At 62.3% G+C, this 16854-nt stretch carries 8 protein-coding genes; 2 read left to right on the top strand and 6 right to left on the bottom strand.

The features are described from left to right. Nucleotides 1-730 precede the first annotated feature (730 nt). The 5 genes from B586_RS09265 to B586_RS09285 all read right to left on the bottom strand — a co-directional run bounded on the left by B586_RS09265 (nucleotide 731) and on the right by B586_RS09285 (nucleotide 7301). Nucleotides 731-2206 (bottom strand): glycosyltransferase, encoded by a 1476-nt coding sequence (locus tag B586_RS09265; RefSeq protein ID WP_054880106.1) that lies wholly within the window; start codon nucleotides 2204-2206, stop codon nucleotides 731-733. Between the two features lie 32 nt (nucleotides 2207-2238). Beyond that, nucleotides 2239-3258 carry an NAD-dependent epimerase/dehydratase family protein gene (locus tag B586_RS09270; RefSeq protein ID WP_054880105.1) on the bottom strand — a complete coding sequence of 340 codons (1020 nt, stop codon included), beginning with the start codon at nucleotides 3256-3258 and terminating at the stop codon, nucleotides 2239-2241. Continuing rightward, nucleotides 3255-4526 carry a nucleotide sugar dehydrogenase gene (locus tag B586_RS09275; protein ID WP_308207689.1) on the bottom strand — a complete coding sequence of 424 codons (1272 nt, stop codon included), beginning with the start codon at nucleotides 4524-4526 and terminating at the stop codon, nucleotides 3255-3257. The genes B586_RS09270 and B586_RS09275 overlap by 4 nt, the downstream gene beginning before the upstream one ends. A 224-nt stretch (nucleotides 4527-4750) precedes the next feature. Further along, nucleotides 4751-5173 (bottom strand): hypothetical protein, encoded by a 423-nt coding sequence (locus B586_RS09280; protein ID WP_047313874.1) that lies wholly within the window; start codon nucleotides 5171-5173, stop codon nucleotides 4751-4753. 163 nt (nucleotides 5174-5336) lie between these two features. After that, nucleotides 5337-7301: a hypothetical protein gene (locus tag B586_RS09285; protein ID WP_054880103.1), complete on the bottom strand. Its 1965-nt coding sequence runs from the start codon at nucleotides 7299-7301 to the stop codon at nucleotides 5337-5339. Between the two features lie 197 nt (nucleotides 7302-7498). Between B586_RS09285 and B586_RS09290 the strand changes: the two genes are divergently transcribed. Beyond that, complete coding sequence (locus tag B586_RS09290) at nucleotides 7499-8338, top strand: glycosyltransferase family protein (RefSeq protein ID WP_047313876.1); 840 nt, start codon at nucleotides 7499-7501, stop codon at nucleotides 8336-8338. Nucleotides 8339-8360: 22 nt separating this feature from the next. Here B586_RS09290 and pks2 read toward each other — a convergent pair whose 3' ends face one another. After that, entirely contained in the window at nucleotides 8361-14651 is a 6291-nt protein-coding gene (gene pks2 / locus B586_RS09295; RefSeq protein ID WP_054880102.1) for a sulfolipid-1 biosynthesis phthioceranic/hydroxyphthioceranic acid synthase, read from the bottom strand. Between the two features lie 387 nt (nucleotides 14652-15038). Here pks2 and B586_RS09300 point away from each other — a divergent pair, with 387 nt between their 5' ends. After that, nucleotides 15039-16793, top strand: a complete 1755-nt coding sequence (locus B586_RS09300) for an AMP-binding protein (protein WP_054880101.1) — start codon at nucleotides 15039-15041, stop codon at nucleotides 16791-16793. Nucleotides 16794-16854: the final 61 nt, after the last annotated feature.

Genomic DNA, 16854 nt, shown 5'->3' on the forward strand with positions numbered 1-16854 from the left:
AGGCCGAGGGCATAGCGGCACCACAGCCGCTGCACAGACGTGGCCAGTGGGACGCGCTGCATGGGTAGCGATTGTAGATGGAGCCAGACGCACACGTGGCGACTTTGTAAATGTTTGCAAGCCAAGCCAATAGCTAAGCTAGCTTGAAGAACAAAGCCGTGACGTGCTCGCCATTTTGGTTCTTCGAGTTTCGCCTGTTCGGGCCCGGAGCGAACGGCTGGCAGGTATGTTGCCGCCCATGGACCTATCGCGGGCGGGTCTGATCGTTGGCGGGCGTACCGAGGAGGCACGCAAGAAGCTGCGCTACGCCGTCGTGTCGGTGGTCTTCGTGCCGCCCGGCCAAATTCTCATCCAGGTCTTCGGCCTCTGGTTCGACGACTATACCGCTGCGTCACTGCTGTCGGCCGGCATCGTGCTAGTCCCAAACTTCTTCGCTAATAAGCACTTCGTCTGGCGGGTCACGTCCCGCAAGAACGTGGGCAGCCAGGTGGTCGTGTCTTGGGTGGCCATGATGCTAGGCGTTGCGCAGGCCACACTGTTAACGCACTTTGTCGAGAACGTGATGGCTGATCAGACGAGGCTCGTCCGTGGCCCGGCGGTGTTCTTGGCCCAGTTGGTGGGTTACGGCATTGTCTGGGTCGGCCGCTTCTTCATTCTGGACCGATGGCTGTTCAAGCTTACCGGTGCGACGCCGGAGCCCAATTCACTTTGCCGACATGATTTTTCGCGCTCAGCTCAGCCGCAGGTTGCCCCGTCTGTGCCGGCGCATGACCAGCAAGGCCCCGAGCGCTGCCAGTCCGCCACCGGTCCAACGCAACATCGGCCGCCACATTGCCTCCATGTACCAGCGAAGGTACGCGGGCAGCCAGCCGACCAGATCGAATTTGCTTGTACCGGCTACGCGGTCATGCCAGCCGCTGGGGACCTCGTCGATCCGAAAGCCCAGCAGATGCGCTTTCGTCGTGAGCTCTAGCCCCACCTCGAACCCACGCACGCTTTCCACCGGGACCTCGTCGAGGAATCGACGGCTGTACGCGCGGAAATTGGTGGTGACGTCGTGGGTCGGCATACCGCCCAGGTAGTGCAAGCTAAGCCCGGCTGTCCGCGACATCAGCCCCTTCAAGCGAGGACCTCCGTGCTGGAAGCCGCCGGGCATGTATCGCGACCCGCTGACCACGTCGCATCCTTCCCGGATCTTGGCCGCCATCAACGGAATTACCGACGGTGGGTCGGACAGGTCAGCCATCGTGCTGACGATGACGTCGCCACGGGCGGCTGCGAAGCCGGTGATCAGCGCATTTGCTACCCCCTTGCCCAGCGAATTCCGAACCAGTCGCACCGTGGTCGGCCGGTCGGGCATGGCCGCGAGCGCCGGCAGCGTGCTGTCCTCGTCGAAGTCGTAGCACACGACCAGTTCGTGGGGTGTTTCCGCTAACGCCTCGGTGAGTCCTCTGACGCAGACCTGAATATTCTCGCCCTCATTGAACACGGGAATCACCACACTCACCAGCTGCTCGTTATCCGTCGCCGACGGCGGTCGTGATTTGCGGGCACGGATCACGAACTGCCTGCCGAAGATCGGCCACACCGCCCTGAGCCGCAGATATAGGCGCACCAGGATCGGTGCCTGCGGCAGCGACGAGTGCGATGTGTACGGCAGGAAACGGTCGTAAGCGTCCACGACCGTGAACTGCTGGGACGCCAGCAGCTCAATGAGGGAACGATCGCTGATGGGTACCGTATGGTCCCAGAAGTCCCAATAGTCGCCGGGCAGGAAGCGAATATTGGGCCCCATGGCGATGAAATGCCCGCCTGGCTTGAGCACTCGCCAGGCCTCGGCGATCATGCGCTCCACATCTGCTTTGCTTTGCAGATGTTCCAGCAAGTTGCTGGTGAAGACCACATCCACCGAGCCGTCCTCAAGAAAGCGAAGATCGTCGGCTGGGCCTTCGTGGAACTCGACCCCGGGCTCGAGCATGCCGGCACTGTCCGGGTTCAGGTCGACACCGATGCGGCGGGCAGCGCCCACCTGATTCAGGAACTCGCCGTATCCGCATCCCAAGTCCACCACCGTGTCGCTGCGCCTGACCCATGCCTGGAAAAAGTGGTGGACGAGTACACCCCAAATGGCAGATCGCGACTCTTGGTCGTGGCCGAAGCGATTGCGGTAGAGGCGCTGCAGGTCGGGCTCACCCGCTATTCGCATGTTTTCCTTAGGTTTGATAGCAGCAACGCGCGTCAAATGGTCCCTGCCTCGACGGCGTTCACGATCCAGGGTATGACTTCATCCAGCATGGCATCGAGCGTAGTCGTCGCCGAGAAGCCGAGGATTTCGGATGCCTTTTGGACGTCCGGCGAGCGTAGCTGGACGTCATGCTCGAACGGCGGATCACTTTCGTAGCGAAACGGGGTGTCGGGTCGCATCTTACGCCAGATCACTTCGGCGAGTTGCAACACCGTCGTGGCCTCGGGGGTGGAAAGGTTGAAGTCCCCACCCAGCGCGGCTGGGTGTTCCATGCACATGCGGATCCCGCGGGCCAGGTCGGCGCCGTAGGTGTAGTGGCGCACCTGCGTGCCATCCCCAAGGATGTGCAGTGGATCTTGGCCCTTCACCACTTTCTGGATCAAGTCCGGCACGACGTGACTCATCGCGAGTTTAACGTTGCCGCTTGGAATTTCACGCCCGCCGATAGCCCGCTGCTCGCCGGTACCCACACAGTTGAAGGGGCGGATGATCGTATAGGGGAGACCGTACTGCTCGTAGGCGCCATGCGCGAAGTACTCACAGGCCAGCTTCTGGAATCCGTAAGTGCTTGTCGGAGGCGGGCATTCGGTGATGTGCTTCTCCGGAGTCGGGAAGACGGTCGCGTTTTCGAACACCATCGACGAACTGATCACGTTGATCTTCTGCAGCCAGCCCTTGTGATAGCCGTAGAGGGCGGTGTCGAAATGAGCAGCCGCAATACGCTCATTCTCAGCTAGCAGATCGTATGCATACTCGTGGAAGTAAGTAATGCCGCCGATACGGGCAGCGCTGGCCACCATCTGATCGCAGCCCTCGACAAGGCGGCACATGAGATCAACGTCTTTGACGTCGCCCTCGACGAACTCGTAGTGCGGGTGGTCGTCATAGCTCTTCTTGACCTTGCCGTACTTCGAGTAGTTGTCTATACCCACAACATGGTGGCCGGCGCGGAGCAGCTCGTCGACGACATAGCCGTTGATGAATCCGGCGCTGCCGGTTACCAGAACCTTCACAGCGCAACCGCCCTGGTCCCCAGAGTCGCCAAGCGCGCGCCGTTCAGCTCGCTATGGTCAAGCTCGCTCAAATCCAGACACCCCCAGACATCCTCGACCACTTTGCCTCGTGGTACCCGCAGGCCACGATACTCAGAGTGGGGTACGCCGACGACAAGGACGTCGGCCCGGTCCAAGATGGTGTCCAGCGGGAAATAATCCTTGCCTTCCAGGAATGGGTCGTGCAGCATCACTTCTTTCGCTTCGAGCATCAGCAGATGCCTGAGCTTGAAGCTGAGCGAGTCGCGTGTGTCATCGCAATCGGCCTTGAATGTCATACCCAGGATGCCAACCGACCTGTCGCGCAAGCTAATCCGGCGCTTGAGCATATTGACAAGAAACTGCGGCTGGCCTTCGTTGATGAGCATAGCCGCGTGTCCCAGCATGAAATTGTTGTTGCTGAAAGCCGCGAGCTGCATGGTGTCCTTCAGCAGGCACGGGCCGGCAGCCAGTCCGGCGCCTGGCAGGCTATCGACGCGTCCGTTCTTGTACGTTGCCGCGTGATGGACGCGCGCGAAGTCCAGCCCGGCCTCACGGCTGAGCAGGTAGAACTGGTTGGCCACCGCGAACTGGATGTAGCGGTAGCTATTGCAAAATAGCTTGGCCAGCTCGGCTTCCTGCGGCTTGACTTCGATGATCTCGGTGGTCACCTGCGAGAAGAGCTCGCGGACCACCCGTAGCCCCTCGTCGTCGAATCCGCTGATGATCTGCGGAATGACGCGCAGCTCACGAATCGAGTGTCCCTGCGCAATGCGCTCGGGGCAGAAGGTGACGTGAACGCCAATGCCGCGTTCGGAGAACATGTCGTGAACGCGCTGGCTCAATCCCGGGTAGACGGTGCTTCTAAGGATGAGTGTCTGCTCATTGTGGAAGTGTGGACTGATCTCGTCGATGATGCGGAAGAAGGCGTGCGCTTGCGGTGTCAGGTACTCGTCGACGGGTGTCCCGACCACGCAGATGACGATGTCGGCGTTCTTGACCGTCCACGCGTCGCTGCTCGCGGTGAGACGCCCGGTCGGCAAGAGCTGCTTGAGGAGATCCTCGGCGCCATTTTCGATGAAGGGCATCCGCCCGGCCATAACGGTCTTCAAAGCCTGGGCGTTCGTGTCGAGGATGTTGACGTCAAAACCTACGTCCGCCAACACCAATGCTAGCGGCAGTCCGACGTGCCCGGCGCCACCGACGATGCAGATGCGCTTATCGGGTTGAGTTGTCACGCGAACCCCCACCTCCCCTTGCTCGTCTCCGATCTCGTCAGGGTTTCGGCGAGATCAAAAGCATGCTTGACATTCACGGTTGAGCGTACGAGATTGCAACAAATGCATGGGGCGTTTCGCGCGAATATGGCGAGGCCAATCCGCACATGTTGTGCTTTCGCGCAACAGAACCGGCCGGGGTTGGTGCCACGACGCTGGTGTCGATCGGCGATATGTCAAGGTCGGTTAAGCACGCCCTAGAACCAGGGAACCATCTGCCAGGTCCCACAGTTTTGCGTCAAGAACGCGATGTCGCTCTCCCGGATCTGGACTACCTGCGGACCGCTGCCCTGGTGGCTATCGATGATGTCCGTAGTGTTAAGGCTGCGCAGCCGTGCCCAGTAACACGTCGCGCCACCAAGTGTGTGGTACTTGCCCGCCGATATGTCGGCGCCGATTAGGTATGTGCCGTTGTTGTCGATGACAGTCTCGTATAGGCCGAAGGAGTCGATGACGGTCTTGGGACCCGTTGGCGGCAATGTTGTGTGAGCTACTGCTGGCGGGACGGTCGGCTGCACAGTGACAGTTTGCGTGACAGTCACCGTCGAGGCTGTGGTGTGCGTGGCGCTTCCACACCCCGCGAGTAATAGCGCGCCGGCGGCCAGCGCAAGACGCTTCATGCGTATGGATTGTAGACACGACAAGGCAGACGCGTTGGAGTTTCTTATTTACCGGATAAGTTTTGTTGCCCGCGCGGCAGGGAGTCGCATTCGTTGTTCCGGTCATATCAAGGTCTGTTGGAATACCTTGTAGGTCAACTTGTTTAGCGATATCAACTGCGGCTCATGGCTTGACGCGCATCTCGTAGAAGCGTAGTCGTGCAGTGGTCAAGGGTTGGCCCAGGTTTACCGTTCTGCCGACACTGATGGCGTGGGCATGGATTTGCAGGTTCGTGCCAGCGACTGAGGCGGGGGTGGTGACCAGAAATGGCTCGGCCGCGTTTTTGGCGACGAGGCGGTAGGTGATCCCGTTGAGTAGGACCGTGAAGTTAGTTAACGGGGCGATGGTTCCCGCAAAGAGCCGGTCGGCAATGGTTTGATCCAGATCGATTCCCACGAGGACTGCCATATCGGGTTCGCTGGGGGCAGGGACCATGATCGTGTCGTTTTCGCGAAGGGGGACCGTCGACAGTGGGGTGAGCGGTCCGCAGTGGGGGGTGGTGCGGGTCAGTAGTGCCCAGCGGTTTTCGATGCCGTTCACGGTGTAATCACATAGCAGTGCACGCGAATATTGCGGGGATTCTTGTACCCCTAGCCGGCCGTCGATGCCGGTGGCGGGTGAGGCTGGTGATAGCCGGGATAGGACGAATTGTGGTCTGTTGGCTAGTGATTCGCTGTTTAGGTGGTCCAGTGTGGGGTTGTAGGCCGAGTAGGTTTGGAATACCGGTGTTGGGCGCCATGTCAGGTCGTAGGCCCACGCGGCTGAAATCTCCTGGGGGTCAATGTGGACTGGTGCCGACCCGATGGTGGTGATGAAGCGGCTCGGGATCGCGTAGAGGGTGCGCTGATCTGCCTTGGCTTGTTCGATGCGTTGGCCGAGGCGGCCAGGCAGGGTGAGCGTGGCTAGGCGGTCGACCACCTGCATCGGCGCCTGCACCACTGCTACAGCGCGGTCGTAGACAGCCGAGGCGTAAATGTTGGCGGAGGCCAAAGTGATCGCCACCGCGGCCACCACATAGCCGCGGCGGCGGCGAGTGCCGGTGAGCGGGGTAATGGCCAGGGCAACAACGATCACGCCCAGCAAGATGCTGAAGTGCCACAGGTCAAACCGGCCGAACGCCTCCTTGCCGGCGATCAGTGTCACGATGGCCACGAGCACGACGAAGCGGCGGGGGATTTCGGGGCGGCCACGCGCGAACATCACACCGAGCACAACCGTCCAGGCAAGGCTTAATAACACCCCGAGCGCGGCGTTCGGCGGGAGAGGCACGGTGGCCATCGCGTCGACGTAACCCGACACGATGGCGGCGCTGAGCTTGAGCCAGGTGGGCAGGTCGCCCGGTTGTTGGCCGGCCAGCAACCACCAGATCGGGATGGACGCCACGAAGGTGACCAGCGTTGCGCAATGTCGCCCGACTGCTCGCCAGCCGAGCAGCACCGACACGGCCAGCGCGATGACCACGATCGAGAGGCCGCTGCTGAGCTTGACCAGCAGTTGAAAGCCTGCGACCGCGCCGAGTGCTGTGCAGGTGGTGAACACTGTCGACCGCTTGGGTTCGTGCTGCAACAAGGACGCGCTCGCCCACGCGAATGCCGCAAGAACGGCCAGCTCGGGGTACCACATACCCAGCGAACCCTTGACGGAAAAGCCGTTACCCACGTGCAGGGAGACGGCAATGCCGGTTGTCACGAACGCGCCGATGAGTGACGTCATCGGGGCGTGACGCTGGCGCAGTGCCGTTGCGATGCCCAGGAACAGCGCGGCAATGACTGTTATCTGGTAGATCGAGGCGAGTACCGCTTGTGCGAACGAGTAGTAGGCGCTGTTCTGCAGGAACCCGAGGGGTCCGTAGGTGAATACCAGCTCGGGTCCCCACGCGATGTGGTGAATCCGGGCCAGTGCGAGCCCGGCCTGCCACGAGGGATCGAGTCCGACGATAGGATCGATCGATGACTTGGGCCAAAAGAGGGCAGCAGCAATGAACGCCCCGAGGCCCTGTTGCCAACGGGCCGAGCCCAATGTCGTCGTCGCACACCATGCTCTCACGTGTCCCGCGGTCCGCGCGGGTACCAGCGTGATTGCCGTCATGCTGGCAAACTAGCAATGGCTCAATAAGAATTCGGGGTTTTCGTTCGGATTTGCGGCGCACGATCGCCGTCCCGACCAGGCGATGCCCGTCAGCTGAGCAAGTGGACGCAAGCATACTGTTGATTCACGAGTGAAAGTTGGGGTGATGTTCCGCGGGACTGACCGTTGCCGAATGGCAGTCGCGGCCGGGGTAGCCGGTGTACGGTCAGGTGGTGTCTCTGCTGATTACGATCCCTGTATATGGGCAGCATGACTACAGCCATACCCTCGTCGAAGACTTAGAGCGCGAGGGCGCAGATTATTTAATCGTTGACAACCGGGGTGACTATTCCGCCATCGGCAGTGAACGGATCATCAGAACCCGCGAGAACCTAGGTTGGGCTGGAGGCAGCGACCTTGGGTTCCGAATTGCGTTCTCGGAGGGCTACTCCCACGCGATGACGCTCAACAACGACACTCGCATCTCGAAGGGGTTTGTTGCCGCTCTGCTCGACCGTCGGTTACCCGCTGATGCGGGAATAGTTGGGCCGATGATTGATCACGGCTTCCCTTGTGCGGAAGCTGACGAGAAGCCAGCTGCCGCAGACTACCTTCCCCGACCTGTATATCGCGCTGTGCCGACCGTGGAGGGAACGGCGCTCGTACTGTCCCGTGACTGTTGGCTGACCATTGGAGGGCTAGACCTACACACCTTTCAACGCTATGGGTGGGGTATCGACCTCGACCTGGCCCTGCGCGCACGAAACGCTGGATACGGTTTGTACGTAACTGAGATGGCTTATATCAACCACTTTGGACACAAGACCGCCGATGCTACATTCGGCAGGCGGCGGTACGCTGCGGCAGCTAACTTGGCGAAGGTTCGCGGGATGCGGAAACTGCATGGCCGTAACTGGCGCAAGCAATTCCCGCCGGGGTCGTGGGCGCCGCCGACGTTGCGGAAAGCGGATGTGAGCCAAACCTATACAAGTCACCCGCTCGTCGCTGGTCCTGTTGAGCAGGGTGCCGGCGAAGTGCGTGCGCGGGCTATGCTTTAGCGGCGATGGAGTTGCCGAAACGTTACGAAGGTGCTGAGGCTTCTTCCGGCGCCAGCATGGTGTAGAGGTGATCCGCCAAACCCCGAACCGTGGTGATGTCGGTGGAGCCGACCCGGATCCCCGTTGCCGTCTCGACGCGGGTGCGCAGCTCCAGGTTCCCCAACGAGTCAAGGCCATATTCGGAGAGCTGACGGTCCGGATCGATGGTACGACGCAGGATCAGGCTAACCTGTTCGGAGATCAGACGCCGTAGCTGGCTTGGCCACTTGTCCGGTGGTAGTGACTCTAGTTCAGTTCTGAATTTGCTCGTGCCCGAACGCTTTTGTTCCAATGCCCGGAACGCTTCAGCGAACCGGCTCCGTTGTGCGAAGGCAGTCAGCCACGGCGTTCCGATGACCGGGGCGTAACCGCTGTAGGCGCGGTCGTAGCGCAACAATGTTTCGAACGCATAGGCGCCTTCGTCGGGGGTGATGGCGGTTTCGGTGCTTTCCGCGAAGGCGGTGCCGCGCCCGATTTCGGCCCAGGGTCCCCAGGCGATCGCGGTGGCCGGAAGGCCCTGCGCGCGTCGCCAACAGGTGAAGGCGTCTAACCAGCTGTTGGCGGCGGCGTAGGCGCCTTGGCCTGGTGAGCCGAGCAACGCGGCTGCCGAGGAAAATGAGCAGAACCAGTCCAACGGCTCGGTAGCGGTGGCGTGGTGCAGATTCCATGCGCCGTACACCTTGGGCGCCCAGTCACGGTCGACCAGCTCGTCGGTGATGTTGGTCAAGGTGGCATCCTCGATGACTGCGGCGGCGTGTAGTACACCGCGCAACGGAAGCCCGGTGACGGTGGCGGCTGCGACCAACTGTTGGGCGGTGTCGACCTGGGCGATGTCGCCGCACACCACCACGACATCCGATCCGATGGCCCGGACGAGTTCGATGGTCTCGAGCACCTTTTGGCTGGGCGTCGATCGTGAGTTGAGCACGATTCGGCCAGCGCCGGCGGCGGCCATCTTTTCGGCCAGGAACAGCCCAAGGCCACCCAGGCCACCGGTGATGAGGTAGGAGCCATCGGGGCGAAAGACCGGGACCTGCTCGGGCGGCAGTACTACACTGCTACGCCCGGTGTGGGAGACGTCGAGGATGAGCTTGCCGGTGTGTTCGGCGGCGCTAATCACCCGAATCGCGGTGGCCGCCTCGGCCAGCGGGTAGTGCATGCTTTCGGGCATCGGCAGCATGCCTTGAGCGGTCAGCTGGTAGACGGTGGTCAGCAAGTCCCGCACCTGGTGGGGATGGGTGAGCGACAGCAACCCCAGGTCGACACCGTAAAAAGCGAGGTTGCGTCGGAACGGGAAGAGACCCAGCCGAGTGTCGCCGTAGATGTCGCGCTTGCCGATCTCGACAAACCGCCCACCCCAGGACAGCAATTCCAGCCCGGCGCGTTGGGCGGCACCAGCCAGCGAGTTGAGCACGATGTCGACGCCGTAGTCGTTGGTATCGCGGCGAATCTGCTCGGCGAAGTCGATGTTACGTGAGTCGTAGACATGCTCAATGCCCATGCTGTGCAACAGTTCTCGACGCTTTGGGCTGCCTGCTGTGGCGAAGATTTGAGCGCCCGCGGCGCGTGCTATCGCGATCGCGGCTTGGCCGACCCCGCCGGTTGCTGAGTGGATCAACACCTTGTCACCGGCTTTGATCCGAGCCAAGTCATGCAGACCGTGCCAGGCGGTGGCCGTCGCGGTGGTCACCGCTGCGGCCTGGGCGTCGGTGAGGCCCGGAGGGATTTTGGTGGCCAGCCGGGCATCGCAGGTGACAAACGTGGCCCAGCAGCCGTCGGGGGACATGCCGCCGACATGATCGCCGACTTGGTGATCGGTGACGTCGGGCCCGACCGCGCTCACCACGCCGGCGAAATCAGTGCCCAGCCGCGGCATCTGCCCGTCGACGGTGGCGTACCGGCCAAATGCGACGAGGACATCGGCGAAGTTGATACTCGAGGCGCTGACGGCGACCTCGATTTGTCCGGGCCCAGGCGGCACCCGGTCAAACGCCGCGAACTCCAGCGTTTGCAGGTCGCCCGGTGTGCGGATCTGCAGGCGCACACCGTCGTGTCGTTGATCCACGATGGTGGTTTGTTGGTCTTGGGGGCGTAGCGGAGTGGGGCATAACCGGGCGGTGTACCACTCGTCGTTGCGCCAGGCGGTCTCGTCTTCTTCGGAGCCCGTGAGCAATTGGCGCGCCAGGTGTTCGACCTGGGTGTGCTCGTCGACGTCGATGAGTGTGGCGCGCAGGTGTGGGTGCTCGGCGCCGATCACCCGCAGCAGACCGCGCAACCCACCCTGCTCAAGGTTGGCGCAGTCGTCGGCCAGCACCGTCTGGGCGCTTCTGGTTACGACGTAGAGCCGGGGCACGTCGCCCAAGATTTCCGGTAGTTCGCGGGCGATGCGCACCAGATGCTGAACGTACTCACCGCCACGGACCGCCGACGTGTCAGCTTGGTTACCGTGGTCCGGCCCGGTGAGGACGATTGCACCGGTGAACCCGCCGGCGCCGAGCTGATTGTGTAGCCGCTCAGCGTAGGCCTTGTGGCTGGCGTGGTCGCCATGCCATGGCCAGCACATGGTCGCGCATTGCGCGCCATGTAGCTTCAGCGCATCGGTCACCTCTGTTGCCGCCAGGTCGGCGGCATCGGAGGTGGTGATCAGCAGCCATGATCCGGCTTCCGCCGGGTCGACCTCGGGCAGCTCTCGGCGTTGCCACTCAATGGTCAGCAGCCGCTCGCTCAGCACCCGATCGCGGTTACCGTTCTCGGAGGCCCCGGTGCCGAGCTGCAACCCGCGCACGCTCAGCAGGACTGTTCCGTGCTCGTCCAGCACGTCGAGGTCCGTTTCTGCGCTGGCCGCCCCGACATTGGTCACCCGCGTATAGCAGTAGTGAGCGCCGCGAGTAGGTGCGTAGGCACGGATCTGGTGCACGCCCAACGGCAGCATGAGACCGCCGCTGCTTGCCAGCTGGACGTCGGAATGGGCACCGACGGCTTGGAAGCAGGCATCCAACAGGGCAGGGTGAATCCCGTATCCCCGCTGTTGTGAGCGCAACGCGGCAGGCAACGCGACTTCGGCCAGCACCGTGCTGGACGCCTCATCTGCAACGTGTACCGCGACTAGTCCGGTGAAAGCGGGACCATATTGGATACCGTGCTCGTCGAACCGCTGCCGCAGCTCGTCGCCCTGCACCCGGTGTGGGTGGTCCGCCAGCAAGGTAGGCATGTCATACGCGGGTGGCTGTTGGTCATCCTCTGCCTGGTGCAGCACCGCTGTGGTCCGCCGAACGACTCCACCTTCACTGAAGGTCTCCACCACGAAGTCGACGACGCCCGGTGATGTCACCGATGCGACGGCTGATAGCGGCGTCTCGTCATCGAGCAACAGCATCTGCTCGAAGCAAATGTCGCGGACTTCGGATGACTCGCCGAGCACGGTGCGGGCCGCCGCTAGCGCCATCTCGCAGTAGGCCGCCCCGGGAAGCGCAGCGGCACTGTGTATTTGGTGGTCGCTCAACCATGGCAGCGCTTTGGTACCGACCTGGGCCTGCCATACGTGGCGCTCCGGCTCCTCCGGCAATCGCACATGCGAGCCCAGCAACGGGTGGACTGCGACCGTGCAGGGACCCTGCGCCTGGTGGTCCCCATAATCGCGGTTCAGCAGCAGCGGTTGGTGAGTCCAGGTCGGCAGCGGGGTGTCCACCAGCTGCCCACAGGGGTACAGGACAGAGAAGTCCACCGCGGCGCCGGCGCTATGCAGATCGGCCAGCAGTTCGCGCAGCCCGTGCGGTAGCGATTGCTCGCGTCGCAAACTGGCCAGGGCAGCTACTGCAACGTCGAAGCTCTCGGCGGTCTTCTCGACGGCACGGGTCAGCAGCGGGTGTGGTGCCAGCTCGGCAAAGACTCGGTATCCGTCCTCCAGCGCGGCCTGCACCGCGGCACCGAACCGCACGGTATGACGTAGATTGTCCACCCAATAACCTGCATCGCAGATTGGCTCTTCGCGCGGGTCGAACAGGGTTGCGGAGTAATACCGAACCTCGGGTGTGACGGGCTCGAGGTCAGCCAGCATGTCGTACAGTTCGTCGAGGATGGGATCGACTTGCGCGGAGTGCGAAGCGACATCGACGGCCACCTCACGTGCCATCACGTCACGCTGTTCCCACGCGGCGACAAGCTCGCGCACCGTCGTGGTAGCGCCGCCGATCACGGTGGACTGCGGAGAAGCTACGACCGAGACGACGACGTCGTCGATGCCGCGAGCCATCAGTTCTGAAAGCACTTGCTGGGCAGGAAGTTCCACTGATGCCATGGCGCCGGCCCCAGCGATACGGGTCATCAGGCGAGAGCGACGGCAAATAACCTTGGCTCCGTCTTCGGGCGACAGTGCTCCGGCGACGACGGCCGCCGCGGATTCTCCGAGGGAATGCCCAATGACCGCGCCTGGGTGCACCCCGTAGGACTTCATGGTGGCGGCCAGCGCTACCTGCATGGCGAAGATGGTCGGCTGGATCCGGTCGATGCCACTTACGGTCTCTGGCGCGGATAATGTTTCGGTCACCGAGAACCCTGACTCGCGGGCGATCAGCGGTTCCAGTTCCGCGACGGTCGCTGCGAACACAGGTTCGGTCGCGAGCAGGTCGGCGCCCATAGCGGCCCACTGCGAACCTTGCCCGGAGAACACCCACACCGGGCCGCGGTCATCTTGCCCCACCGCGGCCTGACGCGGAGTCTCGTCCTCGGCGGCCACCCGCAATGCCTTTGCTAGTTCCTGGGGGTTGCTGGCCAGTATGGATGTCCGTACTGGTCGATGCCCACGCCGACGGGCAAGCGTGTAGGCCAGATCAGACGCCGTCAGGTCCTGCACGTGGGCCTCGACCCAGTCAGCGAGCCGTGCGGCGGTTTGCCGCAGCCCGTCGGCGGAAGTCGCGGACAGCGGAAAAATCAGCGCACCGTCAATGGCGGGGTTAGCTAGCGCGTCATTGCATGCAATGGTCTGCGGGGCTTGTTCGACAATGGCGTGCACGTTCGTTCCGGATATTCCATACGACGACACCGCGGCCCTGCGGGGCTGCTGACCGTTCGTCGGCCAGGGGGTAAGCTCTTGTGCCACAAAGAGTTCCGTGTCGATTTCGGCAAGGTCATCAGGCAGGCGGTTGAAGTGCAGGTTGGGTGGGACAACACCGTGCTGCACGGAGAGGACCGCCTTCATCAGCCCTAATGTTCCCGCGGCTGACTGGGCGTGTCCGAAATTGCTCTTGGCTGATGTGAGCACGCACGGGCCGTCGAGGCCATATACCTCAGCCAGGCCCCGGAACTCGATCGGGTCGCCGACCGGGGTACCCGTGCCATGCGCCTCCACCATGCCGACCGTGCCCGCGTCCACGCCTCCCACGGCCAATGCATTCTGGAAGGCCTCGACCTGTGCGGGCTGCGACGGCACCGCGATGTTTACCGTGCGGCCATCCTGATTGGCGGCGGTACCACGGACGACGGCCAGAATCCGATCACCGTCGCGCAGCGCATCCGGCAACCGCTTGAGAACCACGATTGCGCAACCCTCGGCGGGCACGAATCCGTCCGCCTCGACGTCAAACGGATGGCAGTGTCCGGTCGCGGACAGCATGCCTTGGGCCGAGGCCGAGGAGTATTTGCGTGGATCCAGCAGCACGTTGGCGCCGCCGGCCAAGGCAAGATCGCTTTCGCCGTCGTGCAGGCTGCGGCATGCCACGTGCACCGAGGCCAGGCCTGACGAGCACGCCGTGTCGACCGTCAACGCCGGACCATGGGCCTGCAGCGCGTAGGCGATCCGCCCCGACGCCAAGCTGAAGCCGGTGCCCGTGATGCCGTACGGTCCTTCCAGGGCTTGAGCATTGGCTGCCACCAAGGTGTAGTCGTCATGCATCAATCCCACGAATACACCGGTCCGCGTGTCCGTCATCGTCGCCGGATTAAGACCCGCGTGTTCGATGGCCTCCCAGGAGATTTCCAGCAACAGCCGGTGCTGCGGATCGATTACCGTCGCCTCCTGCTGGGTCATCCCGAAGAAATCCGAATCGAAACCCGCGACGTCATCCAGGAATCCGCCCCACCGGCACACCGAGCGACCGGGCACGCCACGCTCGGGGTCGTAGTACTCGTCGGCATCCCAACGGTCGGTGGGGATTTCGGTGACCAAGTCGTCGCCGCGGGCCAACGCCTCCCATAACTGCTCGGGGGAATTGATCCCGCCTGGAAGCCGGCATGCCATGCCGATCACGGCAACAGGCGTCATGTGTGGGTCATTCATGGCCGCTCACCTCTTTTCGCCCCAGCCTGAACGAGATGCTGTCGCGTCGGGACCCGGGTCGGGGATGGCACGTATCAGGCATAGAAGCACGTTTCCCCCGCATCCAAGCCAGCCGTTAACTAGTCAAGTGATCTGCAGCGTAGCCGCTTGGATCCACGCGTGTGGATGAATTGTGCGTACGTCCAAAAAAATTTACGTGAGGCTCTCTTTCGCCGGTTGACTAGGTCGAATACCACAGCCGTTGGCGGTCTCGAACCCGCTCTTTCCCGTTTGTTGCCGACCTTCAGGCGTGGTTGATGAGCGGCCTCCTCATAGCTAAGTGCTGCTTGTGGTTGGGAGGAGAGAATCTGCGACCGTCTGGTGCACATCCGAGGTAGTGTGAGGCCCGTGGTTGAGCCTTCGATACCTGGTGTGCTGCGTGAGCGCGCCAGTCTGGCGCCCAATGACACGGCGCTCACATTTATTGACTACGAGCAGGATTGGGACGGCGTCGCAGCAAGCCTGACGTGGTCGCAGTTGTATCGGCGAATGCTCAACGTCGCCGAAGTGCTCAGAATTTCCGGGTCGCCCGGTGATCGGGCGGTGATACTGGCGCCGCAGGGACTTGACTATATAGTCGGATTACTAGGCGCATTCCAGGCCGGGCTTATCGCGGTTCCGCTATCGGTTCCACACGGTGGCGCGCACGACGAGCGTGCGATTTCGGTGTTGGGTGATACTTCGCCCGCTGTCATTCTCACCACGTCTGCGGTCGCTGACCAAGTGGCCCCGTATGCACAGCCGCGGCCTGACCAACCTGCCGCATCAATCGTCGAAGTTGATGTGCTGGATCTAGACTCTCGGCTTCGCTCATCGAGTCGGCCAGGCGCTCGCGCGGCCGGTGTCGACTGGCCGAGTACGTTGTATCTGCAGTACACGTCGGGATCCACCCGTACGCCGGCCGGTGTGATGGTTTCGAACAAGAACCTCTTCACCAATTTCGAGCAAATAATGGCCGGCTACTATGGAACTCACGGAAACGTTCCTCCGCCCGATACCACGTTTGTGTCGTGGCTGCCCTTCTATCACGATATGGGTTTCATCGTAGGAATCATGCTGCCGATTTTGGCCGGAGCTCACGCGGTGTTGACCAGCCCGGCGGGATTTCTGCAGCGGCCGAGCCGGTGGATGCAATTGCTGGCAAACAACAGTCGCGTGTATTCGGCAGCGCCAAACTTCGCGTTCGAGGTGGCGGCCCGCAAGACCTCAGACGACGAAATGGCCGGGCTTGACCTCGGGGATGTGCACTGCATTCTCAACGGTAGTGAGCGGGTACAGCCGGTGACCCTCAAACGATTCGTTGATCGGTTCGCTGCCTACAACCTTGATCCCACGGTGCTGCGGCCCTCGTATGGAATGGCTGAAGCAACGGTGTTCGTGGCGACCCGCGAAGCGTGGACGCCGCCAGAGGTCGTTCACTTCGAATCCGACGAACTTGCGGCAGGCAACGCGAAGCGGTGCGCGAGCGGAAGCGGCACACCGCTGGTGAGTTACGGCGTGGCGACGTCACCGCTGGTGCGCGTCGTCGATCCCGACACCGCTGTCGAGTGTCCGGCGGAAACGGTCGGTGAGATTTGGGTGCACGGCCGCAACGTTGCTACCGGCTATTGGCAGAAGCCCGAGGAGTCGGTGTGCAAGTTCAGTGCAACCATTGTCAACCCGTCGGCCGGCACGCCCGAAGGTCCCTGGCTGAAAACCGGAGACTCAGGCTTCTTCTCCGAAGGCGACCTGTTTATCATCGGCCGCATCAAGGACCTCTTGATCGTCTACGGCCGCAATCACTCTCCAGACGACATCGAAGCGACGATTCAAGAAGTCACCCCCGGCCGCTGCGCGGCAATCGCGGTTCCCGATCATGGTGTTGAGAAGCTGGTCGCGATTATCGAACTCAAGAAGCGGAACGGCTCCGACGAGGATGCGACGTCGCTGCGCGTCGTCAAGCGTGAAGTCACCTCGGCGATATCAAAGTCGCACGGGTTGCGGGTAGCAGATCTCGTCCTGGTGTCCCCAGGGGCAATTCCCATCACCACAAGTGGCAAGGTCAGACGAGCGCAGTGTGTCGAGTTGTATCAACACGACGAGTTCACGCGTCTAGACGTTTAGTGCCGTCATCTCCCTGACAGCAGCGTGACCGGACCCCGGTCATGGACACGAGAAGCGTTGC

The sequence above is a fragment of the Mycobacterium haemophilum DSM 44634 genome, from assembly GCF_000340435.2.
Classification (GTDB): domain Bacteria; phylum Actinomycetota; class Actinomycetes; order Mycobacteriales; family Mycobacteriaceae; genus Mycobacterium; species Mycobacterium haemophilum.